This is a genomic window from Ruficoccus amylovorans (assembly GCF_014230085.1).
GTDB classification, from domain to species: Bacteria; Verrucomicrobiota; Verrucomicrobiia; order Opitutales; family Cerasicoccaceae; genus Ruficoccus; species Ruficoccus amylovorans.
Genome location: NZ_JACHVB010000035.1, coordinates 215638 through 237652, shown reverse-complemented (window position 1 = coordinate 237652; position 22015 = coordinate 215638). Strand labels below are relative to the sequence as shown.

Annotated in this window: 18 protein-coding genes and 1 pseudogene; 12 read left to right on the top strand and 7 right to left on the bottom strand. The window is 62.4% G+C overall.

Annotated elements, in window-relative coordinates:
- Window positions 1-251: 251 nt before the first annotated feature.
- Window positions 252-1952 (top strand): SulP family inorganic anion transporter, encoded by a 1701-nt coding sequence (locus tag H5P28_RS12665; RefSeq protein WP_185676075.1) that lies wholly within the window; start codon window positions 252-254, stop codon window positions 1950-1952.
- Window positions 1953-2015: 63 nt separating this feature from the next.
- On the opposite strand, the gene prmC is transcribed toward H5P28_RS12665, so the two are convergent.
- Window positions 2016-2867 carry a peptide chain release factor N(5)-glutamine methyltransferase gene (prmC, locus tag H5P28_RS12660; protein ID WP_185676074.1) on the bottom strand — a complete coding sequence of 284 codons (852 nt, stop codon included), beginning with the start codon at window positions 2865-2867 and terminating at the stop codon, window positions 2016-2018.
- Window positions 2868-2968: 101 nt separating this feature from the next.
- Here prmC and H5P28_RS12655 point away from each other — a divergent pair, with 101 nt between their 5' ends.
- Window positions 2969-3241, top strand: coding sequence for a hypothetical protein (locus H5P28_RS12655; protein ID WP_185676073.1), 273 nt, complete (start codon window positions 2969-2971; stop codon window positions 3239-3241).
- A 161-nt stretch (window positions 3242-3402) separates the two neighbouring features.
- On the opposite strand, the gene H5P28_RS12650 is transcribed toward H5P28_RS12655, so the two are convergent.
- Both H5P28_RS12650 and H5P28_RS12645 read right to left on the bottom strand, forming a co-directional pair.
- Window positions 3403-5217 carry a SulP family inorganic anion transporter gene (locus H5P28_RS12650; protein WP_185676072.1) on the bottom strand — a complete coding sequence of 605 codons (1815 nt, stop codon included), beginning with the start codon at window positions 5215-5217 and terminating at the stop codon, window positions 3403-3405.
- Window positions 5218-5339: 122 nt separating this feature from the next.
- Window positions 5340-6209, bottom strand: coding sequence for a carbohydrate kinase family protein (locus tag H5P28_RS12645; RefSeq protein ID WP_185676071.1), 870 nt, complete (start codon window positions 6207-6209; stop codon window positions 5340-5342).
- Window positions 6210-6388: 179 nt separating this feature from the next.
- On the opposite strand from H5P28_RS12645, the gene H5P28_RS12640 reads away from it, so the two are divergent.
- The 3 genes from H5P28_RS12640 to H5P28_RS12630 all read left to right on the top strand — a co-directional run bounded on the left by H5P28_RS12640 (window position 6389) and on the right by H5P28_RS12630 (window position 10128).
- Window positions 6389-7141 (top strand): putative 4-mercaptohistidine N1-methyltransferase, encoded by a 753-nt coding sequence (locus H5P28_RS12640; protein ID WP_185676070.1) that lies wholly within the window; start codon window positions 6389-6391, stop codon window positions 7139-7141.
- Between the two features lie 359 nt (window positions 7142-7500).
- Window positions 7501-8100 carry a LemA family protein gene (locus tag H5P28_RS12635; protein ID WP_185676069.1) on the top strand — a complete coding sequence of 200 codons (600 nt, stop codon included), beginning with the start codon at window positions 7501-7503 and terminating at the stop codon, window positions 8098-8100.
- Window positions 8101-8196: 96 nt separating this feature from the next.
- Entirely contained in the window at window positions 8197-10128 is a 1932-nt protein-coding gene (locus H5P28_RS12630; RefSeq protein WP_185676068.1) for a M48 family metallopeptidase, read from the top strand.
- 56 nt (window positions 10129-10184) lie between these two features.
- Here the strand turns inward: H5P28_RS12630 and H5P28_RS12625 are convergent, their stop codons facing one another.
- Window positions 10185-10640 carry an abscisic acid-deficient protein Aba4 family protein gene (locus H5P28_RS12625; RefSeq protein WP_185676067.1) on the bottom strand — a complete coding sequence of 152 codons (456 nt, stop codon included), beginning with the start codon at window positions 10638-10640 and terminating at the stop codon, window positions 10185-10187.
- 126 nt (window positions 10641-10766) lie between these two features.
- Entirely contained in the window at window positions 10767-11378 is a 612-nt protein-coding gene (locus H5P28_RS12620; RefSeq protein WP_185676066.1) for a thioredoxin family protein, read from the bottom strand.
- A 115-nt stretch (window positions 11379-11493) separates the two neighbouring features.
- Here H5P28_RS12620 and cysE point away from each other — a divergent pair, with 115 nt between their 5' ends.
- The gene (cysE, locus tag H5P28_RS19895; RefSeq protein WP_185676065.1) at window positions 11494-12273 is read left to right on the top strand and encodes a serine O-acetyltransferase; all 780 of its coding nucleotides are present in this window, start codon (window positions 11494-11496) and stop codon (window positions 12271-12273) included.
- Window positions 12274-12383: 110 nt separating this feature from the next.
- Here the strand turns inward: cysE and H5P28_RS12610 are convergent, their stop codons facing one another.
- On the bottom strand, window positions 12384-13220 hold the full coding sequence (locus tag H5P28_RS12610; RefSeq protein ID WP_185676064.1) for an AraC family transcriptional regulator: 837 nt from the start codon (window positions 13218-13220) through the stop codon (window positions 12384-12386).
- 177 nt (window positions 13221-13397) lie between these two features.
- Here H5P28_RS12610 and melA point away from each other — a divergent pair.
- A pseudogene (gene melA, locus H5P28_RS20170) lies at window positions 13398-14672 on the top strand (alpha-galactosidase); the annotation flags it as partial.
- 1272 nt (window positions 14673-15944) lie between these two features.
- Complete coding sequence (locus tag H5P28_RS12600; protein ID WP_185676062.1) at window positions 15945-16694, top strand: sigma-70 family RNA polymerase sigma factor; 750 nt, start codon at window positions 15945-15947, stop codon at window positions 16692-16694.
- A 124-nt stretch (window positions 16695-16818) separates the two neighbouring features.
- Here H5P28_RS12600 and H5P28_RS12595 read toward each other — a convergent pair whose 3' ends face one another.
- Window positions 16819-17196 carry a pyridoxamine 5'-phosphate oxidase family protein gene (locus H5P28_RS12595; protein WP_185676061.1) on the bottom strand — a complete coding sequence of 126 codons (378 nt, stop codon included), beginning with the start codon at window positions 17194-17196 and terminating at the stop codon, window positions 16819-16821.
- Window positions 17197-17435: 239 nt separating this feature from the next.
- Between H5P28_RS12595 and H5P28_RS12590 the strand changes: the two genes are divergently transcribed.
- The 4 genes from H5P28_RS12590 to H5P28_RS12575 are packed head-to-tail and all read left to right on the top strand — an operon-like array spanning window position 17436 to window position 21999.
- Window positions 17436-18083, top strand: a complete 648-nt coding sequence (locus H5P28_RS12590; RefSeq protein WP_185676060.1) for a CerR family C-terminal domain-containing protein — start codon at window positions 17436-17438, stop codon at window positions 18081-18083.
- Complete coding sequence (locus tag H5P28_RS12585; RefSeq protein ID WP_185676059.1) at window positions 18076-19554, top strand: efflux transporter outer membrane subunit; 1479 nt, start codon at window positions 18076-18078, stop codon at window positions 19552-19554. Before H5P28_RS12590 ends, H5P28_RS12585 begins: the two co-directional genes overlap by 8 nt.
- Before the next feature lie 22 nt (window positions 19555-19576).
- Window positions 19577-20809 (top strand): efflux RND transporter periplasmic adaptor subunit, encoded by a 1233-nt coding sequence (locus H5P28_RS12580; protein WP_185676058.1) that lies wholly within the window; start codon window positions 19577-19579, stop codon window positions 20807-20809.
- On the top strand, window positions 20806-21999 hold the full coding sequence (locus tag H5P28_RS12575; protein ID WP_185676057.1) for an MFS transporter: 1194 nt from the start codon (window positions 20806-20808) through the stop codon (window positions 21997-21999). Before H5P28_RS12580 ends, H5P28_RS12575 begins: the two co-directional genes overlap by 4 nt.
- Window positions 22000-22015: the final 16 nt, after the last annotated feature.

The window sequence follows — 22015 nt, the reverse complement described above, 5'->3', positions numbered from 1 at the left end:
CAGCCTCAGCGGTGAAGTTAGCCGTGGTCAGGCCGGGCAGAGGCGCAGGCTCTTATCGTCCGTGCGACACGTAACGGCCCCAAAAACGCGAAAAAAACCGGGTAAAGGCTTTACATGGTGCAGCCGCTTCCCCAGCCTCCCCGTTCCCCTCGTTTTTGCTTTAGCTTCCTTGTTTGACGGCCCACAAGCCGCTGGCCCTGTCCAGCGCAAGCCGCGCCTTACCCCGATGGCGCATTCAAATCAGGAAGACCATGCTCAATTTTTTCCGTAAACGCTCCGCCAACCTCAAGGACGATCTGCTCTCGGGCCTGACTGTCGCTCTCGCCCTCGTCCCCGAGGCCATCGCCTTCGCCTTCGTGGCTGGGGTCTCGCCCATCATCGGGCTGTACTCGGCCTTTTTCATGGGCCTGCTCACCGCTGTCTTTGGCGGGCGACCGGGCATGATCTCCGGGGCCACCGGGGCCATCGCCGTCGTGATCGTCTCCCTCGTCGCCCTGCACGGCGTCGAATACCTCTTTCCCGCCGTCATCCTCTGCGGAGTCATCCAGATACTGGCCGGGATCGGCAAGCTCGGGCAATTTATCCGTATGGTGCCGCACTCGGTCATGCTGGGCTTTGTCAACGGGCTGGCCATCGTGATTTTCATGGCCCAATTCGGGAGCTTCAACACCGTCAACGACGCCGGGGCGCTGATCCCGCTTGCTGGTGCGCCGCTGATCCTGATGTTCGCGCTGGTCGGACTGACCATGCTCATCATCTGGCTGTTGCCCAAGCTGACCCGCGCCGTCCCGGCCTCGCTGGCCGCGATCCTCGTTGTCACCGGCCTGTCCATCGCCATCAACCAGGCCGCTCCGGCAAGCTGGTCCGCACAGAACCAGCCCCACGCACTGCTGACGGTGGGCGACATGCTCCGGACCAACACCACCGCCCGCGCCACTACCGAGGCCCGCCAGGAGCTCGGCCCCGAGGCCCCGGATGCGGCCATCGCCGCGCAGGTCGCCGCCACCGTCGAGGCCGAGAGCGGGATCTCCGCCGGGCTGCCGAAGCTGTTCTTTCTCGACGGGCAGTACGACATCCTCCCGCCGTTCAACCTGGCGACTCTCTGGATTATCCTGCCCTTTGCCCTGACCATGGCCGGAGTCGGGCTGATCGAGTCGCTCATGACGCTGAGCCTGATCGACGAAATCACCGAGACCCGCGGACGGGGCAACCGCGAATGCGTCGGACAGGGCCTGGCCAATATCGTGTGCGGGATGTTCGGCGGCATGGGCGGGTGCGCCATGATCGGCCAGTCGCTCATCAACGTAAACTCCGGTGGGCGCGGGCGAGCCAGCGGCATCACTGCCGCCGTCTGCCTGCTGTCCTTCGTGTTGGTGCTGGCCCCGTGGATCGAAATGATCCCGATGGCGGCGCTGGTTGGGGTGATGTTCATGGTCGTAATCGGGACCTTCGAGTGGGCCAGCCTGCGCATGTTCCGCAAGGTCCCTTTCAGCGACATCCTCGTCATGGTCGTGGTGGCGGGCTACACCGTGGTCATGCACGACCTGGCCTCGGCGGTCATCCTGGGGGTAATTATCTCGGCGCTGGTTTTCGCCTGGCGGCACGCCACCCACCTGGGCGCGGAAGTTTACCCGGACAAAAAAGGCGCACGCGTGTACCAGCTACACGGCCCACTGTTTTTCGCCTCGGTTGCCTCGTTCAAGGAGCTGTTCAATCCCCGTGAAGACCCGGAAGAGGTCGTCATCGACTTCTACTTCACCCGCGTTTACGACCAGTCCGGCCTCGAAGCGATCAATACCGTGGCCGAAAAATACCGCAGCCTCGGCAAACGCCTGCACCTGACCCACCTCTCCCCCGAGTGCCGCAAGCTGCTCGACAAGGCCGGCGACCTGGTCGAGGTCAACCTCTCCGAAGACCCCCAGTACCACGTCGCCACTGACCGCCTCGGCTAGCGGTTGCACCAGGACCTGTTGAAAAACTCGTTTTCGGGGCTGGGCCGGGTGGCAACCGGCCCCTTAACATCCCATCCGGGCGAGGAAGAACCGCTCCCGCTTGCTCAAGTCTGGCAGGCTCTCGACCTCGGCGAACCCAGCCGCACGGGCCAACTCCTCCAATGCCGCGTGCTGGGCGATCCCTGTCTCCAACGCCAGCCAGCCACCGGCATCCAGATGGGCTGGAGCGGTGGCGATGATTTTGCGGTAATCGTCCAAGCCGTCGGGACCGGCGGTGAGGGCGCTTTGCGGCTCCCAGTCACGGACTTCGGGCTCGGCCTGCTCCCACTCCTGCTCAGTCAGGTAGGGCGGGTTTGAGACGATGAGAGAAAAGCGCTCCCCGCCCAGCGCCCCGAACCAGTCCGACTCGACAAATCGCACCCGCTCGGCCACCCCGGCGGCACGGGCGTTTTCCGTGGCCAGCTCCAAAGCGGCGGACGAGGCGTCCACCGCCGTGACCTGCGCTTGCGGAAAAACCGTCGCCAGCGACAGGGCGATGGCGCCGGTGCCGGTCCCCAGGTCGCAGATCGAGACCGGGGGCACCGCTGCGAAACGACTGGCCAGTAGCTCAATCAGCTCCTCAGTCTCCGGGCGGGGAATGAGGGCACGCGGGTCAGCCCGGAGCACGAGCCCGTGGAAATGTGCCTCCCCGAGGATGTACTGCAAGGGCTCGCGCTTGCCTCGCCGGGCGACCATCGGACGCATCGCGGCCAGTTCGTCGTCGCTGAGGAGGCGTTCGAATTGCAGGTAAAGGTCCAGGCGTCGGCAGCCGAGGGCATGAGCCAGGATCAGCTCGGCGTCCAACCTCGCCTGGGGCACGCCTTTTTGCTGGAAAAATGCGGTGGTTTTCTGGAGAATATCGAGCAGCGATTGCATGTAAGGCTCTCTAACTTGAAAGGATTTGCCCCTCCTGACGACATAGAACCTGCATCATTTGCTTCTTTCCGGGCATAAACGTCCGCCCTTCCTGTCCAGACATGCTCAAGTTTTTCCTCAAGCACGGCCTGAGTTGCCGGGATGCCACGCGGCTCATTTCCGAGTCGCGGGAACGCCACCTGAGCTTTTGGGAAAAGCTGAAGCTGCGCCTGCTGTGCCGCTGCTGCTGCTACACCGACCGCTACCGGCAACAGATCGAGGCCGTCTGCTCGCAAGTCGAGAACCACCCCGAGTGCTGCGAGGAAGCCCTCTCCGAACTCGGCCTGTGCGAGGAATCCCGCGCCCGCATGAAAGCCCGCCTGCGCGAAGAATAAGGCCGTTTTTTAATCGCTTTGTGGGTTTATGCGAGAGGGTGTTTTTTTGAAAAAAACACCCTCTCGCCCGCTCCCCAAAAAACTTTTGAAACGGAACTTCGTTCCTTCGCAGGAACCAGAACTGCCAGCACCGGAGATAAATAAGGAGAGAAGCCGAGCGGCTACTTTTTCTTGCCGGGATTGACGTAGATTTTGATGTCGGCCTGCTGGCCGCCCATGATTTCCATGGCCCGCTTGAGGGCGTTGGCGGTGGACTTGGTCGGGTTGTGCGGGGTGTCGGGGAAGACGCCGTGGCCGCGCCCGAGTTCATCGAGCAGGCCGGAGTTTTTAAAGACACGGATGACGTCCTTCTTGCATTCGGAGAAAAGCAGATGCCGGTCGTGCTCATGCATGAACTTGAGCAACTCCTCAATCGCCATGACGGCGGTCGCGTCAAGGTGACGGGCGTTGCGCATCTTCACGATGACGATTTTCAGGTTGGCGTCCTCGCAGACGCGGCGCATCTGGTCGCGGAAGATTTCCGCCGCGCCAAAGAACAGATCCCCCTCGACGTGGATGATGGAAATCTCCGGGTCGCGCCGCCCGCCCTCTTCTTCCAGTTCGGTCAACTGCCCCTCGTCGGTAAAGCCGTACTCGACCAGTTCGGGCGAAGCCGCCTTGCGCAGAAACAGGATAATGCTCAGGCCCACGCCGAAATAGATCGCCGTGTCCAGCGGAACAAGCAGACCCGCCACCAGCGTGGAGAAAAACACAATGGCGTCGCCCCGGGTGGCACTGGAGACAAGCTTGATCGCCCGGCGGTTAATCAGTGACAGGCCGATAGTGATAACCAGCACCGCTAACACCGACTGTGGCACATGCTTGATGAACGGCCCCAGAGCAAAGGCCCCGCCGGCCACAATGAGGCCGTTGAAGAGGCTGGCCAGCGGGGTTGAGCCGCCGCTGGCCCAACTCAACTGCGAGCGCGTAAGCGAGCCGGAGGCGGGCATTCCGCTGAAAAAACCGCCGGTCATGTTGGCCATGCCGATGCTGAACATCTCTTGATTCGCATCCAGCCGCTCCCCGGAACGGGCGGCCAGCGACTTGCCGATGGAGGTGCCTTCCAGCACACACAGCAGAGCAATGGCCAACGCCATGTTACCGACCTGGCTGATGGCGTCGAAGTTCAGTGCTGGCGGCGTGAATTTCCACTGAGAGGCGTCGATGGAGCGCAGCCATTGGAAGTGAAGTTCCACCCCGCGCATTTCCGCCACATACGTCGCCCCCACCGCCAGCGCGGACATGACCAGCAGCACGATGGCCACGTTTGGAAGCTTGGGCAGGCGACGGCTCAGCGCGTAATACAGGATCAGGGTCAGCACGCTGAGCACGAGTGATTCCGGGCGGCACTCGGGCAGGTGCTTGATTGTCAGGTACAGCTTGTCGAAAAACGTGATCGCCTCCTCGCCCGGCGCAAAACTGACGCCGAAGACATTTTTCAGCTGCCCGACAATAATCAGCAGCGCTGCCGCCGTGATGTAGCCCACCACGACGGTTCTGGAAATATACTGGATGAGGTTCGCGACCTTGAGGTACGCCCCCACGATCAGCAAAAGCCCGATCAGCAAAAGCAGGATCGGCATGTACTGGGCGCGCAGTTCCGGGGCCATGATCTCCATCGCGGCAAAGGCGCTGGCCAGGGTAACGGAGGTGGCGTTCGTCGGCCCCAGCGTAATGAAACGCGAACCGGCAAAAAACGTGGCCGCAATCGCCGCCACCGCCGAACCGTAAATCCCGTACTGGATGGGCAGCCCGGCGATCATCGCATAGGCCATCCCCTGCGGGAAGGCCAGCAGAGCAACATTGAGCCCGGCCCGGAAGTCTCCCTTGAAAGCCGATCCGCTGTAGCCGCGCAGGTGTTTACGCAGGGGAAAGAAATCAAGCTGGTTTTGCGAAACCAGCCAGCGGGAAAGGGTCTTTACACGTAGCTTTCTCAATCTAATTCCAATAGCAGCGAATACCCTCAGTAAGGCGTGCCCACCCGCAGGGTTCAACCCCGAATTGGCCTCAGCCACGCTTATTTACACATAAAGGAGGCTCGCCCGTTCCGCTGGTGAAATCACCCCAGCACTTCGGCCGGATCGTACTCCGGCGTGGCCCCGTCGCAACTGGCCACATACGCCCCCAGACGGCAGGCCCGCTCCAGTGTTTCCTGCGGAGCATCGCCGCGAACCAGCCCGGCGGTAAACGCCGCCGTGAAAGAGTCGCCTGCTCCAACGGTGTCACGCACCTGCACTAGCGGAGCCTCGGCCCGGAGTAATCGCCGCCCGTCGAAATAAGCCGCCCCCTCTCCCCCCAGGGTCACGCAGACCTTGCGCACATGCGTGCGCTCGACCACGGCGCGGATCGCCCCTTCCAGGTCACCTGAGTCAAACGGTCGCCCGGACAGAACGGCCAATTCGGTTTCGTTGACCTTGAGCACGTCGGCCTTTTGCGCCAGCTCAAGCACCGTCTCCAAGTCGTCGTGAGGGGGACGGAGATTCACATCGAAGATCCGCAGCGCGTGTGTTTCGCTCAAGATGCTGTCGAGCTGCTCGGCGTTGCGTTCACTACGGGCGGCGAGGGAACCGAAAAGGATCGCATTGGCCGTGGTCAACTCGTTGCGGGCCGCTTCCCCCAGTTCGATCCGGTCCCACGCGCACGGTTCGGGAAAGACATAACTGGCGCAGCCGGAGTCATCGAGCACGACCTTGGCCACGCCCGTGCGCAGCCCTTTTTTCACCGTAAAGGCGAAGGTATCGAGCCCCTGAGCCTGCGCGCGCAGAAGGGCTTCCTCGCCCAGAAAATCGTCCCCCACGGCGCTGATCATCACCGGACGACAACCCAGCCTGCGCAAGTGGCAGGCGGCGTTGAAAGGCGCACCGCCGAGAAAGAGCCCCTTCGGGAGGCAGTCCCAGAGCACTTCGCCGAAGCAAACGATCTTCTCCATATCCTCCCAACGTAAATGAACCGGTTTCACGTGGGCGAGCGAAAAGGGGCCTTTTAGTACGTTTGGGAGTTTGAGAGTTTGAATGTTTGAGAGTTTGAGAGTTAATATGTCCTCATCCACCTCCCCAGCAGTTACCAACTTTCAAACCCTCAAACATTCAAACTCTCAAACTTGCCCGCATGAACCCCTACGAAGCTGACAAGCAACTTAACCTGTATTTACTTTTCCACTACGGCACGGCGAAGGAGACGCTCCCCTACAGCTTCGGCCCGCGCGAGGCGCTGAACTTCCCGGCCCGCTGCGTAAGCGAACTGGTGGACACGGCTCGCCTCGGCCCGGACAGACGAGCCCTTGAGGTCGGCTGCTCGGTCGGGCGCACCAGCTTTGAACTAGCCCGGCACTGCGGGGAGGTGATCGGGATGGACTCTTCGGAAAACTTCATCGGCGCCGCCAACGAATTGGCGCAAAAGGGCTTGCTCGACTACACCCGCACGCACGAGGGGCATATCCACCTGCGCAGCGTCGCCGCCGTCCCCGAAGACATCGACCGCTCGCGGGTCAGCTTCCGCACCGGCGACGCACTCGCCCTGCCCGACTCGCTCGGGAGCTTCGACCTTGTCATCGCCTGCAACCTGATCTGCCGCTTGCCCCGCCCGCTAGATTTCCTCAAGCGCCTCCCCTCGCTGGTCAACCCCGGCGGCCAACTCGTCCTGACCACGCCCTTCACCTGGCTGGAAGAATACACCCCACCGGAAAACTGGCTCGGCGGCACGGCCAAAGCCGAGGATTCCTTCAACGGCCTGCGCGGCGCACTCGAACCGGCCTTCGCACTCGAAATGGAGAAGGACATGCCCTTCCTCATCAAAGAAACCGCCCGCAAATACCAGTGGACCGTCGCCCAAGCCTCCCGCTGGGTGCGGACCTCCCACTAAAACGGCTTAAATATAGTCGTAGCCGTCACAAAAAGGCCGAATGGCTAAATGGTTAAAATGGCTAATTGTTGTTTTCTACGTTCCGTATCCAACAATTAACAATTGGCCATTTAACCATTCAATCATTGTGGCTACCGTATTTTAAAAGCGTTCTATGCAATAAGACACACAAGGTCCCCGGCTAAACCAACAATCGCCCCCCTAGCATAAACAAAGGAACCCAGCCTCCGCGGGGCAGGAGCCTTTCTGGCTCCGATGGGGCAGAGCCCCATCACGGTGCGAAGCACCGAGGGTGCAGGGCATGCCCTGCCGAAAAAATCTCGCTTCAGGATTAGTGGTCCTTTTTACTGCGAGGCATTATGACAGGTTTTATTGCTTTGGGCGTCGTTGTCCTGATCCTCGTCGTGCTGGTCCTTGTCGTGGTCGGCACTTACAATAAACTGGTCCAGCTCCGCAACCGCTTCAAAAACGCGTTCTCCCAGATCGACGTGCAGCTCAAGCGCCGCTACGACCTGATTCCCAATCTGGTCGAAACGGCCAAGGGCTACCTCAAACACGAGCGCGAGACGCTGGAGGCCGTGATCGCCGCCCGCTCCACCGCGGTCAACGCCCAACAGAAAGCCGCCGCCCACCCCGACAGCCCCGCCGCCATCCGCGAACTGGGCGCAGCCGAAGGACAGCTCGCCGGTGTGCTTGGCCGCCTCTTCGCGCTCTCCGAAGCCTACCCCGATCTCAAGGCCAACCAGAACATGATGCAACTGACCGAGGAGCTGACCTCGACCGAGAACAAGGTCGCCTTCGCCCGCCAGGCCTTTAACGACTCGGTCATGCACTACAACAACGCCCGCGAAGTTTTCCCTGCCGTGCTCTTCGCCGGAGCGCTTGGCTTCCAGCCCGCCGAACCTTTCGAAATCGACGCCCCCGAGCAAAAAGAAGCTCCCAAGGTTTCCTTCCAGTAAAACAACCGGCTCGCTAATCCCGCGCCACTGGTGACGACCGGCAAGTGCCGGGATCATTGGCTACCGCAGCGGGAGCGTTTTTTCAAAAAAATGTCGATGGACTTCTTTGAACGTCAGGACCAGGCGCGCGGCAGGACCACGCTCTTGGTGGTGTACTTTGTCCTCACCGTGCTGTGCATCATCGCGGCCCTGTACGTCGTCTCGGTGCTGATTTTCACTAAATCCCTCAGCCGCCCCGCCTCTGAGTTTCAGTGGTGGCAGCCGACGATTTTTTTCTGGGTCAGCGTCGTCACGGTGTCCGTCATCGGCATCGCCAGCCTGATAAAGATCCAGGCCCTCAGCGGCGGGGGCGGCGTGGTCGCCGAAAGCCTCGGGGGCCGCAAAATCGAACCCTTTACGCAGGATCCCAGCCATCGCCGCCTGCTCAACGTGGTGGAGGAAATGGCCATCGCCTCGGGCACGCCGGTGCCGGAGGTTTACGTGCTGCCGGAGCAGAGCATCAACGCCTTTGCCGCCGGATTCAGCCCCCACGACGCGGCCGTGGCCGTCACCCAGGGCTGCCTCGACAATCTCAGCCGCGACGAGCTCCAGGGCGTCATCGCGCACGAGTTCAGCCACATCCTCAATGGCGACATGCGGCTGAACATCCGGCTCATGGGCGTCATCTTTGGCATCCTCGTGCTCGCCGTCATCGGGGGCGGCATCCTGCGCAGCCTGCGCTTCGTGAGCCTTTCCGGCAACAGACGTAACAGCAAGGACGGCGGAGGAGGCGGCGGGTTCATCATCGCCATCCTCGCTCTGGCCGTCTCGCTCTATCTCATCGGGTCCATCGGCGTGTTTTTCGGTCGTCTCATCCAGAGTGCAGTTTCCCGGCAACGGGAGTTTTTAGCCGACGCCGCGGCGGTGCAGTTCACCCGTAACCCCGGCGGCCTCTCCGGCGCGCTCAAGCGCATCGGCGGGATCGGGCTCGGCTCCCGGCTGGAAAGCCCCCACGCCCAGGAGGCCGCGCACCTGTTTTTCGCCAGCGGCATCCGCAGCTACCTCGGCGGGATCTTCGCCACCCACCCGCCGCTGGACGAGCGCATCCGCGCCATCGAGCCGGACTGGGACGGTCGGCTCTTCAACAGCCCCTACGCCTGGCCCGACTCCGCGCTGACACCTCCCAAGCTGCCCCCGCACATCAAGCCCTCTCCCATCACCCCCAAAGCCACCGCCAGCCCGCTGGAAATGGTCTTCGCCGTGGGCACGCTGAGCGCCTCCGCGCTGGAGCAGGCAACCGCCACCCGGCGTTCGCTGGAGGAGGAATTCGGCCTCGCGCTACGCGGACCGCTGGAGGCGCGTTCGCTCATTTACGCGCTCGTACTTGACGCCGACGAGACCCGCCGCAGCCAGCAGCTCGGCTACCTCCAGACCGAGGCCGGGGACGAAGTCGCCCAGACCGTCCGCGAGCTTTACCCGCGCATCGTCCGCCGCGACCGCGCCGACTACCTGCCCATGATCGAGCTGGCCCTGCCCGCGCTCAGCCAGATGGAAAAAAGCTTCAGCGAACGCTTCCTCCATCGCCTCAACCGGCTGGTGGAGATGGACGGCAAGGTGACGGTTTTCGAGTTCGTGGTCACGCGGCTGGTCCGCCGCCACCTCACCCTGCGCAACACACCCAAGGCCCCCCCCTCGACCTACATCTGGAGCGCTTCCGTGCTGGCCGCGCCTTTTTCGCAGTTGCTCTCCGCCGTCATTTACCTGAGCACGCAGAACCCCGCCGAGGCCGAACGCTTCTTCACCGAAGCCGCCCGCACGTCCCCCGTTTTCAAGGACCACCTGAAGCTCGTTCCCGCCGCGCAGCTCAACTTCGCCGGGCTAGACCAGTCCCTCGACCAACTCGCCCGTGGCGCCTACGGCCTGCGCAAGCAGGTGCTCACCGTCTGCGCGCACGCCATCAGCGCCGACGGTAAAACCAGCACCGACGAGGCCGAACTGTTCCGCGCCATCGCCGTCTCCCTCGACTGCCCGATGCCCCCGCCCGCTTGACGCCGGGGCGAGCGTGCTCCGCCCGCGTTGCCACAAGCAATCCCGGCCTGACAAGATCAGCCCCGCTTGAGCCGATAGACCAGCAGCCGCCCGAGGTAGGGCAGCAAGCCGACCGGCCCGAGCACCCAGCAGACGATCAGTTCGACGGGGATGCGCAGCCCCAGCCGGGAGGCATGCTGGTAGATGACCAACCCGAGAAACAGGTGCATGATCTGGATCTGGCACCACAGGATAAGAAAGCCCATCGGATGCAACACGACCGACTGCGCCTCGGTGTAGCCGATCCCGCCCGGCCAGACAAAGCCGCCCAGCCCCCAGGCTTGGTAGTACAGATACAGCAGCGCGAAAACCAGAATCGTGGGGGCCACCAGCGGCTGGCAGATGTGCCGCACCACCCGCGCGGACGGGAAAAAGATCACCGCCAGCCAGAACGGCGCGGGCAGCGCGAGAATGATCCAGAAGGCGCGGGTAATCCGCTCCCCGGCCAGTAATTCTATCGTCCACCCCGGCATGATGCCCCTGACAATACCCTGCCCCTTCCCTCTGAAAACAAAAAAAGCCCCCGGAACATGCGCTCTGGAGGCTTTTGAAAAATTGAGCGGCGCAACGTTTTTCGATGCGCTCCTGATCCGTAACAATCAGTTCGGATACTTCACGCCACAGCCGTAGGGCTGGGTACTGGCCTGGGAAACGGGCTGCCCGGCTTTCGCTTCGGCCATAGCGGCGTTGACGTAGTTCTTGGCGTCCTTGATGTCGGCCTGGCTGGCCGAGCTGATGCTGTCAATCGCCCCGTGGTAAACAATCTCGCCTTCCGGGTTGATGATAAACATCTCCGGCGTGCGCTTCGCCCCGTACTCCTTGCCCACCTTGCCGGTCGGGTCGAGGAGGATGGCGCTCGCCTTCGAGCCCTTGGCCTCGGCGGTCTTGAGCGTTTGCTCCGGCGTTTCGTAGCCCTGCTTGCCGGGCGCGGAGGAGACGATGCTCAGCCAGACCACGCCGTCGGCCGTCTGCTTGGCCTGGGTGGCGGGCATGTTGCCGCTGTCGTAGTGCTTTTTCACGTACGGGCAGCCGTGGTTGAGCCATTCGAGGATTACATACTGGCCCTCATAGTCGGAGAGCGTGTACTCCTTACCGTCGGCTCCTTGCAGGGTAAAGTCCGGTGCTTTGTCACCGGGCTTGGGCGCCCCCTGCGCCGCGAACGCGGCCCCAAGGAAGGCGATAACAATCAGAGGATAGGTCAGGATTTTCATAGTGAATAAGGATGAGAGGGTTACCTTTAGTTTGTCGCAGGGGGCAAAGGTTCCCCGGAAAAACTTTGCTGTCAAATCCCTTGCTCAATCCGCAAAGCGCGTTTAGCTAGCCCACATGGAAAACGATCAGGTCTGGGAACAGATGCGAACAGAAGCCGAGGAAGCCGCCCGCAAGGAGCAGGCCCTGGCCAGCCTGTTCGAGGAAGTCGTGCTCAGCCAGGACAGTCTGGAGAGCGCGCTGGCCGTGCGCCTGTCCCGCAAACTCGCCTACCACGCCACCCCGGAGGGTTACCTGAAAGAAGTTTTCTGCGAGTGCTTCCGCTCCAACCCGAAGATCGGCCAGAGCATCCGCCATGACATCCTCGCCATCAAGCAGCGCGACCCGGCCTGCAGGAACTACCTGGCCCCCCTGCTCTACTTCAAGGGCTTTCAGGCCATCACCTGCTACCGCGTCGCCCATGAGCTGTGGACCAACGGACGCGAAGAGCTCGCCCTTTACCTCCAGAGCCTGATCTCGGAGGTGTTCGCAGTGGACATCCACCCGGCAGCCCGCATCGGCTGCGGCATCCTGCTCGACCATGCCACCAGCTTCGTCGCGGGCGAGACCAGCGTGATCGAAAACCACGTCTCCATCCTGCACGAAGTCACCCTCGGCGGCACCGGCAAGGTCGCGGGCGACCGCCACCCGAAGGTGCGCCACAACGTGCTCATCGGGGCCGGGGCCAAGCTGCTGGGCAACATCGAGATCGGCCAGGGCGCGCGCATCGGCGCAGGCTCCGTCGTGGTCGAAGATGTGCCCCCGCACGCCACCGTGGTCGGCGTGCCCGCCGTCGTCGTCGGCTTTACCAAAGACCCCGACCCGGCCGAAAGCATGGACCAGTGCATCCGCTCCTGACTCCGGCTGGAGCAGCCATCATGGAGCTGCGCTCCGGCTGGAGCAGCAATCATGGGGCTGCGCCCCATCGGAGCCAGAAAGGCTCCTGCCCCCTTGGGAAGCGATGACTCTCAACGCGACCGCAGCGTGGGATCGCTTGGGGTGGGCCTGTGGCCGGGCATAGCGAACTGCTGGAATTGTTGAGGCGAAACCCCGTTTCGGCGGCGAAAGGCGCGGGCGAAGCTGTTGGCGTCGGTGTAGCCGCAATTGGCCGCGATCTGCGAAACGGACCGGAATTGCAAACTGAGTAATTCGCGGGCCTTGCCCATGCGAAGATCTTCGCACAGCCGGGCGGGAGTCGTCCCGAAGCGCTGCCGGAAGGAGCGCGTCAGGTGCTCCCGGCTCAGCCCCACGTGCGCGGCGACTTCCTGCTGGGTGAGCGGCTCGCTGTAGTGGTTTTTAATGTACTCACGGGCGGCTGCCACCGGGTCGTGCAAGAGGTCGCCCGTCCATGCCTGCCGCAAGAGCGCGATCAGTAGTTCGTACCCGCACAGCGATTCGTGAAAGCGGTCCCTGAAGCGGTGCTCCCGCACATGGAACGCCAAAGCCTGAAACGCCGCCAGCGATTCCGAATGCGCCGCGAGTGCCACCCGCGAGCCGGCCTTTTGCCGCACGGCGTCAAACAGCGACCGCTCCCCCGTCATGGCCAGAAACTCCAGTTCGTAAGGCTCGGTCGCATCCTCGGGGTAGCCGTAGCAGGAGTCCTCCCCGTGGCAAAAGAGCATGGCCTGGCCCGGCCCGACGCGCACATGCTCCCGCCGGTCCCGGTAAAAAGCCGCCCCTCTGATTGTCCGCTGAATCACAAACACCCCATCCGATCCGTCGCCGCGCGTCTTATTGTCGTAGAAGTAGCGGTTCGATGAGTAGCTCTCGACACCGTAATAAATGCACTTCAGCAGGTCTGGCATGCGGGTACTTTCCTGCGATCCGTTGAAAGCGTCCATCACAAATTGCATATCATTGGTCACAACCGACCGCTTGATAAATGGCCTCAACCGAGTCTTAATGTCAGGCAGTGAATTCATGACCAACCGGCACCCTGCCGCCCATATTTTCTTTTAAACCAGCAATCCATTCCCAGACCCATGTCCTGCAAAATCACCCTCATCGGAGCCGGCTCCGTCGTCTTCGCCAAGACCCTCATCGGCGACATCCTGCGCTTTCCCGAACTGGCCGACGCCACCATCTGCCTGATGGATATCTCCCCCGAGCGCCTCAAGGTCGCCGACATTATGATGCGCCGCATCGCGAAGAAGCTCGGCGTCCCCGCCCGCATCGAGGCCACCCTCGACCAGAAGGCCGCCATCCGCAACGCCAACTACGTCATCTGCACCGTCCAGGTCGGCGGCTACAAGCCCTCCACCGTGCGCGACTTCGAGATTCCGAAAAAGTACGGGCTTGAGCAGACCATCGCCGATACGCTCGGCGTGGGCGGTGTCTTCCGCGCCCTGCGAACCATCCCCGTCATCAACGGCATCGCCCGCGACATTGCCGACCTGGCCCGCCCCGGCTGTCTCCTGCTCAACTACACCAACCCGATGGCCATGAACTGCTGGGCCGTGGAGGAAGCCGTCGGCATCCCGCACGTGGGCCTGTGCCACTCGGTCTTTGGCACGGCCAACCTTCTGTCCCGCTTCGCCAACCTCCCGCCCGAGGACGTCAGCTACCTCGTCGCCGGGATCAACCACATGGCGTTTTTCCTAAAATTCCAGTACAAGGGGCAGGACGCCTATCCGCTGCTGTTCAAGGCGCTCGAAGACCCTGAGCGCACGCACGAGCTTGTCCGCTTCGAGATGATGCGCCGCACCGGGTACTTCGTCACTGAGTCGAGCGAGCACCAGAGCGAGTACGTCCCGTATTTCATCCACCACGGACGCGAACTGATCGAGCGTTTTAACATCCCGATCGACGAGTACATCCGCCGCTGCAAGGCCATCATCGGCTCCTGGCAGGAGACCGAGGCCGAGCTGCTGGGCAAGGACGGCGACATCGACCTGCGTCCGCAGTCTCACGAGTACGGCTCCTACATCATCCACTCCATTGAGAGCGGTCAGCCGCGCACCGTTTACGGCAACGTGCCCAACCGCGGCACCATTTCCAACCTGCCCGCCCGCTGCAATGTCGAAGTCCCCTGCCTCGTGGACGGAACCGGCCTGCACCCGGTCCGCATCGGCGACCTGCCCCCGCAACTGGCCGCCCTCTGCATGACCAACATCAACGTGCAGGAGCTAACCGTCCGCGCCGCTCTCACCGGCAAGCGCGAACACATCTACCATGCCGTCATGCTCGACCCGCATGCCGCGGCCACGCTCCCCCTTGACCGGATCTGGGCCATGTGCGACGAGTTGATCGAGGCGCACCAGCAGGACGGTTTTCTCGGCGAGTTCAGCCCCGTCCTCAAGAACACCGGACGCGGTTTCGCCGGGCTGGGCGACCGCTTCATCGCCCGCCTCCAGGGCAAGGGCGCTTTCGCCATCGGCGAGGGCGAGAGCAACACGCTGCGACTCAGCGTCGAAAACCCCACCGCCCAGCCCGCCGAGCTGACCTTCCGCCTGCGCCCACAGGACGAACGCCTCAGTCTGCCCTCTGGAAACGAGCTGACCCTCTCTGTGCCTGCCAACGGCACTGCCGAGGTCGAGCTTGTCGCCGTCAACAACGCAGCCTTCGAAAACGAATACCGCGTCTCCCTGGAATGCGACACCGATCAGGTGCTGGCCATCGGCGCTGTCCTCCGCCCCCGCCACCAGCTTGATAAAAACGCCGCGGGCGAGGTCCTCTTCGCCATGAAGCTGGCCGGTTTCGACGCGATGGAAGGAGCCCTATCCAGAGAGGGCGATAGCCTGCGCATCCGCGTAAAAGTCAACGACTCCGACATCAAGCGCAACCCGGACGAGGTCACCTACGGCTCCTGCGTGCACCTGTTCTTTGCCGCGCCCGAACACCCCGAGCGCATCCAGGAAGTCGTCCTCCAGCCCGCCCGCAACGACTGCGAAGAGGCTGTCCTTTATCAGCGTGGTAAGCCTGTCCCCGGCTCCAATGTCACCCAGCGTACGACCCCGATCTACTACGAGGCCGACATCACCCTGCCCTTCGCCGCTCTCCGCCTGGAGCCGGACGCCGGAGCCCTGCTCTTCGATAGCGCCTGCAACATCGGCGCGCTCGGTGACGCTCACTCCGGCGGTAAAATCAGTCTCTCCGCCGACAGTGGGCAGTTCGCCTGGATCGGCTGGTAAAGGTAGCCCGTGAGCACATAACATCTACCGGAGTCCTGCCTCAAGCCTCACGCTGACGGCCTGAACAAGGCCAGGCACTGTCCGACATCTCTGGTTACAGACAAAAACAAGGTCCGCTTCAGGCCCGTGGCAGAACCGAATGGTCCGGTTTTCACCACGGGCCTTTTACCTATAAACCAGAAAGTTTTTCCCTGCCCAACAAATAGCATTATAAATGCAATGCAAAATACACAATTTGCACTGCAAAAGAATAGCAAACACTTAGGGCTCAATCTTTTGTTTTTTATATTTATATATATATTCCTAACAGACAGATACTTACAAAACACAAAAAACAAATGGCACGGCATGTGGTTCAAGAACAAGCGAAACAACGCTACTCTTCTACAATACAACGCTATGAAACCACACACCACCGCCTCCAAGAACAAGCCCCGCGTCATGGATGTCATCCAGAGCGAGCTGCTTGAGGAGCACTACCCGCTCGTCAATACCGTGGTGAAGAGCATGCTTTCATACCTGCCGCGTTGCGCCGATTTTGAAGAACTTCACAGCGTCGGGCTGACCGGCCTGATTGCCGCTGTCCAGAAGTTCGACCCCGAGCAGTCCGGCACCTTCAAGGCCTATGCCTCCCTTCGTATCCGCGGTGCCATCCTCGACGAACTCCGCCGCATGGACTCCCTCCCCCGCACCCGCCGGGCCAAGGTCCGCGAACTGGGTAAAGTGGTCGAAGAACTTGAGCAGAAGCTCGGCCGCGCCCCGCGCGATGCCGAAATCGCCGATGCCATGGGCCTGACCCTGGCCGAACTCGAACGCTACCAGCAGAAGGCTCGCCCGGTCGTCCTCGTCTCTCTCGACGGAGCCCCCGGCCAGGACGACGACACGGACGCCAACCTGCACGAATCCATTCCCGATCAAAACAGCCGCCCGTGCTACGAGGATCTGGAAAAGAGCGAATACATCGATCTCATGGCCGACATGATCGCCGAACTCCCGGACCGCCAGAAGAAAGTCCTCGCGATGTACTACTACGAGGGCATGCGCCTGGCCGAAATCGCAGAAATCTTCGGTGTCTCCGAAGCCCGTATCTGCCAGATACATACACAGGCTCTCGGCATCCTGCGCCGCAATATCCAGCGCGTAAAATAATTTTTCAAGAGGTCAATACGAACAGCAGCAGTAGAGCCCGGATGCGTTAGCGCGTCCGGGCTTTTCTGTCTTCATGAACCATCAACGAAGATCTGTTCGCGCCCCGCGCCGCCCAAACGGCCCCTCAGACCAGTTGCTCGGCTCCGCTGTAGATCGATTCGACGGTGAAAAGCGCTGCCGAGTGGCCGGGGTACTTGTCCGGGTTGATCGCTTTCATCGCGTCATAGACTGGCCCCTCGGTGTGGAAGCTGACCGTCCCCTTGATCTGATAGGCCTTACGCTCCTTGGTGAGAAAAAGCAGCGACGCGTGCGGGTTGGCCTCCAGGTTTGTCTTTGTCTTGTTAAAATAGTTGTTGGCCACAAAAAAGCCCTCCGCGCAATGCCCCACGATGCCCACGTAAACGACGTTTGGGACGCCTTCGGTGCTCGCGGTAGCCAGACAGCAGACCCCTTCGCGGTCTTCGGCGAAGGCTTTGAGTATGGTCTCGGGAATTTCTTTCATGGGCGCTTTGGATAAATCATGGCGGTGGGTGGCAGTCGCCGCCCTTCCGGAAAAAGGATTCTGGCCACGGCTGGACGGACTTGTCGAGAAACCAGCCCAGCCGAGCCGCCGTTTTAAGCGCAGCCACAGCCGGTTAACAGTTCCGCTTAAGCGGTGTGCGCGGCGCGCTTTATTAAAATAAAAATTTCAAATGTTTATTTGAAACCTTTATTGGAATCTGGCGTTCTATCCCGCAGGACATGAGCCAGCATGTAAAAAAAGCCTGCGAAACCCGCGAACGCCTGCTCAAGGCGGCAGCGGAGACTTTCGCCGCGCACGGGTACAACCGTGCCACCCTGGCCGTGATCTGCCAAGAGGCCGGGGCCAACCAGGCGGCGGCCAACTATCACTTCGGGGACAAGCTCGGGCTCTATGCCGAGGCGCTCCGCTACGCCTTCGCCGAGGCCCAGCGCGAGTATCCCCTGCCCGACATGGGCGAAGCGCCTGCCGAGGATCGCCTCCGCGCCTACCTCGCCACCCACTGCCGCCGTATTTTCGACACCGGGGCCGGGAGCCTTTTCCCGCGCATGTTCGTCAAGGAAATGGCGGACCCCACCGAGCAGTTGGAGTATATCTTTTCCGAAGTGATCGAATGCGAACGCAGCGCGCTGATCGACATCGTCCGCGAACTGCTCGGCGAACAGGCCACGGAGGAAGACCGCGCCCTGTGCCGCCTGTCGATCATAGCTCTGTTTCAATTCTTTAATTTCAGCCGGGCCATCCGCGAAATGGCGATCCGCACGAAACGCCACCGCCCGTTCAATGTCGATACCGTGATCGAGCACACTGTCCGCTTCGCGCTGGCCGGTGTCCGTGAAAAACAAAAGGAGATCAGAGACCGTGAATAGCTTGTTCCGCATGGGAGTGACACTCGGCGCCGCGCTGGCGCTGGCCGGTTGCCAGTACACGGCCCAGACCCCGTCCGCCGACACCACACAGCCGCTTCCCTCCACCTATGGCGATACCGACGAGGTCTCCGCCGCAGCCAAACAGGAGCAGTGGTGGACCGCTTTCAACCGGCCCGACCTCAACGCCCTCGAAGACCAGGCCATGAGCGGCAACCTCGATCTGGCCTCTGCCTGGGCCCGCCTGCGCCAGGCGCAAGCCGAGGCGGTCATCGCCGGAGCCGACCTCTACCCCTCCGTCGATGCCAGCGGGTCCTGGAGCAAGACGCGCACCTTTGGGAGCGGGTCGGCCACTACCGACGGCTGGGGACTCGGGACCGGCATCGGCTACGAGGTGGACCTGTGGGGTCGCATCCGGGCTGGCTCCGAAAGCGCCCAGGCCCAGGCCGAGGCGAGCAGCTTTGACGTGCAGGCCACCGCCCTCACCCTCAGCGGGGATATTGCCTCGACCTGGATCGGGCTGCTGGCCTACCGCGAAGGCCTGCGCCTGCTGAACGACCAGGTAGCCACCAACCGCACCCAGCTTGAACTGATCCTCCTGCGCTTCGCCAACGCCCAGTCGAACGCCCTCGCCGTTCTCCAGCAACGTCAATTGCTCGCGGCAGCAGAGGCCCGCCTGCCCGAAGCCGAGCGCCAGATCCGCCTGCTCCAGAACCAGATGGCGCTCCTGCTCGGCGTCCCCGCCGATCAGGTTTACGATCTGGACGGCAACCACGAACTTCCCGCGCTGCCGCCGACCCCGTCGACCGGCATTCCCTCCGACCTGCTGACGCAGCGGCCCGATGTCCGCGCCGCTTACTTGGAGTTGGAATCGGCCAGCTGGAACGTGGCCGGAGCCAAGGCCGACCGCCTGCCGCGCATTTCACTTAGCGCGGATGCGACCAGCACCGCTCAGGCCTTCAGCGACGTGTTCGACTCGTGGTCCGGTTCGTTCGTCGCCTCGCTTGCGCAGCCGCTTTTTGACGCCGGAGCGCGCCAGGCCGAGGTCGAGCGCCAGCTCGCGCTCGCCCGCCAGGCCATGCTCCAGTACCGATCTATCGTCCTGACCGCCTACAAGGAAGTCCGCGACGCGCTCGCCAACGAGTACTGGTACACGCAAGCGCTGGCCGCGCTCGATGTCGAGCTGGTGGCCGCGAAGCAGGAATTCACCGAAGCACAACTGCGCTACATCAACGGCCAGACGGACTACCTGGATGTGATTTCCTCCCTCTCGACTCTCCAAGGGCTCCAGCGCGAGCGCATTGATGCCGTCTCCCAGGTTCTCCAGTCCCGCATCGACCTCCACCTCGCCCTCGGTGGCAACATCCCGCTGGAAAACCCGCAGCCCGGCCCGATCCTTTCACCGGAAGACACCATTCCCTTCGTCCCCGCCATCGCCGAAGTTTTCAATGGCGACAGTTCAGACGCCCAGTAACCAAGACTTTCCCACCACACCCATGTCAGACGAACAAGCATCCCGCGCCGAACGCCGCTTTCCCTGGCGGCGAACGATTGCCCTCCTCGTAGTGGCCCTGATCGCCGTTGGCGGCAGCTTTCTGTTGATAGAAACCGGGCCGGCGACTTCCCGCCGCCCTCCCGCCCCGATGCAGGCCAACGTCGAGGCGATAAAACTCGCCCGCACCGATGCCCGTGTTGTGGTCGAGGGCATGGGCGCGGTCATCCCGCAAAAGTCCGTGGAAATCCGCGCCCAGGTCGGAGGTGAAGTGGTTGAGATGGGTGAGCACTTCTCCGAAGGCAGAATGCTCGAAAAAGGCGAACTACTCCTGCGCCTGGACGACCGTGACTACCAAATCGCGCTCCAGCAGGCCGAGGCCAATCTCCTCCAGGCCCAGAGTTCCCTCGCCATCGAAGACGGCAGCCAAACCATCGCCCGTCGCGAGTGGGAGCTAATCAAGGAAGCGGCCGAAGTCTCCGGTGCCAACTCTTCGCTCGCCCTGCGCGAGCCGCAGCTCCAGTCGGCCAAGGCGACGGTCGCCACGGCTCAGGCCAACCTCGACGACGCCAAGCTCGACCTCGAGCGCACCCGTATTGTCGCCCCCTTTAACGCCATCGTGCTGGAGAAAAACGCCGACATGGGCTCCTACATCCCTCAGCAATCGACGGTGGCCACGCTGGCCGGACTCGACACCTACTGGGTACAGGTGGCCGTGCCCGAGTCCCAACTCGGCTGGCTGACCATCCCGGCTCCCGGTGAAACCAGCGGCAGCCGTGCACGTGTGTATCCAAACTCCACTACATCCCGCTACCGCGAAGCCTATGTCGTGGCCCTGCTGGGCGACCTCGACCCGGCCGGGCGCATGGCCCGTCTGCTCGTGGCGGTGGAAGACCCACTCGCGATCAAGCCCGAAAACCGCGGCCAGCCCGCTCTCCTGCTGGGCGATTACGTACGGGTGGAGATCGACGGCACCGAGTTGAAGGACATTTTCCAACTGCCCCGCGAAAGCTTCCATGAAGGCAGCCGCGTGTGGATCGTCGGAGACAACGACCAACTGGAGATCCGCCCCCTCTCGCCAGTCTGGATGGGCGACGAATCCGTCATCGTGGCCGACGGGCTAGAAGTGGGCGAGCGACTCGTATTAAGTAACCTCTCCATGCCCGCCCCCGGACTCAAGCTGCTCGTGGCCGAAGTGGAAAACCCGCTCTCCACGAACGGGGAGGCCGCCCCGTGAACGAAGCTCAACAGCAACAGCAACGCCCCCGGCGCCTGCTGGTCCTTTTTCTGGCCATGCTGAGCGCGACGCCGCCCTTGTCCACGGACATGTACCTGGCAGCGATCCCCCACATCGCCGAGCAGTGGGACGCTCCCATCAGCCAGATCAATCTCTCGCTGGTGCTCTGGTTTGTCGCCTTCAGCGTGAGCCTGCTCTTCTTCGGCGCGCTCTCCGACCGCGTGGGCCGGCGGCCCGTCCTGCTCGGCGGGCTGTTGGGCTTTTCAATCGCGTCCGCCCTGTGCGCCATGGCGACCGGACCGGTCTGGTTTATCCTCGCCCGTATCCTTCAGGGGGTGACGGCAGCGGCCCCCTCTGCCATGACGATGGCCTACTGCCGGGACTGCTTCGAGGGACGCGTACGCCAGCAGATGCTCGCCTGGATCGGCATCATCATTTCCATCGCCCCGATGGTCGCCCCCAGTGTGGGAGCGCTCATCCTGCGCGTAGCAACGTGGCGCATCATATTCCTGTTGCTGTCGCTGGTCGGACTCGGACTGCTGGCGATTGCCGCGTTTTATTTTCGCGAGAGCGCCGCCAAGCTCGAAGGCGGCGGCGTGGTGGCGGCAGTGAAGCGCTACGCCCGCCTCGCCCGCAACCGCAACTTCGTCCTGGCCAACAGCAGCATGTGCCTGCTGGCCGCCCCCATGCTGGGCTACGTCGGTATTGCCGGAACGGTTTACATGGAAAGGTACGGGCTGAGCGAACAGACCTTCGGCCTGCTCTTCGCGGTGGCTCCGCTCCTGTCCATGAGCGGGGCGTTTACCTGCACCCGCCTGCTCCAGCGCTTCAGCGACCGGCAACTGATCTTCGCCAGCCTCTGCGGCAGCGTCACCATGTCCTTCATCCTCCTGGCCCTGGGCAACTGGCACTTCGCGTTCTTCACGCTGGGGGCCTCGGGCTTCGCGTTCTTCGCCGGGCTGAGCCGGCCGCTCAGTAACCACCTCATCCTTGAGCAAGTGCGCGAAGACATCGGCGCGGCCTCCTCGACGATCATTTTCACGCAGTTCATGGCCGGGGCCATTTGTATGGCGATCACCACGGCGGGCTGGTCCCGCCCTGTCATGGCCTATGCCCTGTGCATCCTTTTCATGCCCGGCCTGATCCTGGCTCTGTGGCCCTTCCTGATGAAGCGCCTGCGTTTCCAGTAAGCGAAAAAACCCACCA

What these genes read in the sequence shown, in the direction of transcription:
- H5P28_RS12665 (WP_185676075.1), top strand. Translation starts at nt 252, where the DNA reads ATGCTCAATTTTTTCCGTAAACGCTCCGCCAACCTCAAGGACGATCTG.
- prmC (WP_185676074.1), bottom strand. Translation starts at nt 2,867, where the DNA reads ATGCAATCGCTGCTCGATATTCTCCAGAAAACCACCGCATTTTTCCAG.
- H5P28_RS12655 (WP_185676073.1), top strand. Translation starts at nt 2,969, where the DNA reads ATGCTCAAGTTTTTCCTCAAGCACGGCCTGAGTTGCCGGGATGCCACG.
- H5P28_RS12645 (WP_185676071.1), bottom strand. Translation starts at nt 6,209, where the DNA reads ATGGAGAAGATCGTTTGCTTCGGCGAAGTGCTCTGGGACTGCCTCCCG.
- H5P28_RS12640 (WP_185676070.1), top strand. Translation starts at nt 6,389, where the DNA reads ATGAACCCCTACGAAGCTGACAAGCAACTTAACCTGTATTTACTTTTC.
- H5P28_RS12635 (WP_185676069.1), top strand. Translation starts at nt 7,501, where the DNA reads ATGACAGGTTTTATTGCTTTGGGCGTCGTTGTCCTGATCCTCGTCGTG.
- H5P28_RS12630 (WP_185676068.1), top strand. Translation starts at nt 8,197, where the DNA reads ATGGACTTCTTTGAACGTCAGGACCAGGCGCGCGGCAGGACCACGCTC.
- H5P28_RS12625 (WP_185676067.1), bottom strand. Translation starts at nt 10,640, where the DNA reads ATGCCGGGGTGGACGATAGAATTACTGGCCGGGGAGCGGATTACCCGC.
- H5P28_RS12620 (WP_185676066.1), bottom strand. Translation starts at nt 11,378, where the DNA reads ATGAAAATCCTGACCTATCCTCTGATTGTTATCGCCTTCCTTGGGGCC.
- cysE (WP_185676065.1), top strand. Translation starts at nt 11,494, where the DNA reads ATGGAAAACGATCAGGTCTGGGAACAGATGCGAACAGAAGCCGAGGAA.
- H5P28_RS12610 (WP_185676064.1), bottom strand. Translation starts at nt 13,220, where the DNA reads ATGCCAGACCTGCTGAAGTGCATTTATTACGGTGTCGAGAGCTACTCA.
- H5P28_RS12600 (WP_185676062.1), top strand. Translation starts at nt 15,945, where the DNA reads ATGAAACCACACACCACCGCCTCCAAGAACAAGCCCCGCGTCATGGAT.
- H5P28_RS12595 (WP_185676061.1), bottom strand. Translation starts at nt 17,196, where the DNA reads ATGAAAGAAATTCCCGAGACCATACTCAAAGCCTTCGCCGAAGACCGC.
- H5P28_RS12590 (WP_185676060.1), top strand. Translation starts at nt 17,436, where the DNA reads ATGAGCCAGCATGTAAAAAAAGCCTGCGAAACCCGCGAACGCCTGCTC.
- H5P28_RS12580 (WP_185676058.1), top strand. Translation starts at nt 19,577, where the DNA reads ATGTCAGACGAACAAGCATCCCGCGCCGAACGCCGCTTTCCCTGGCGG.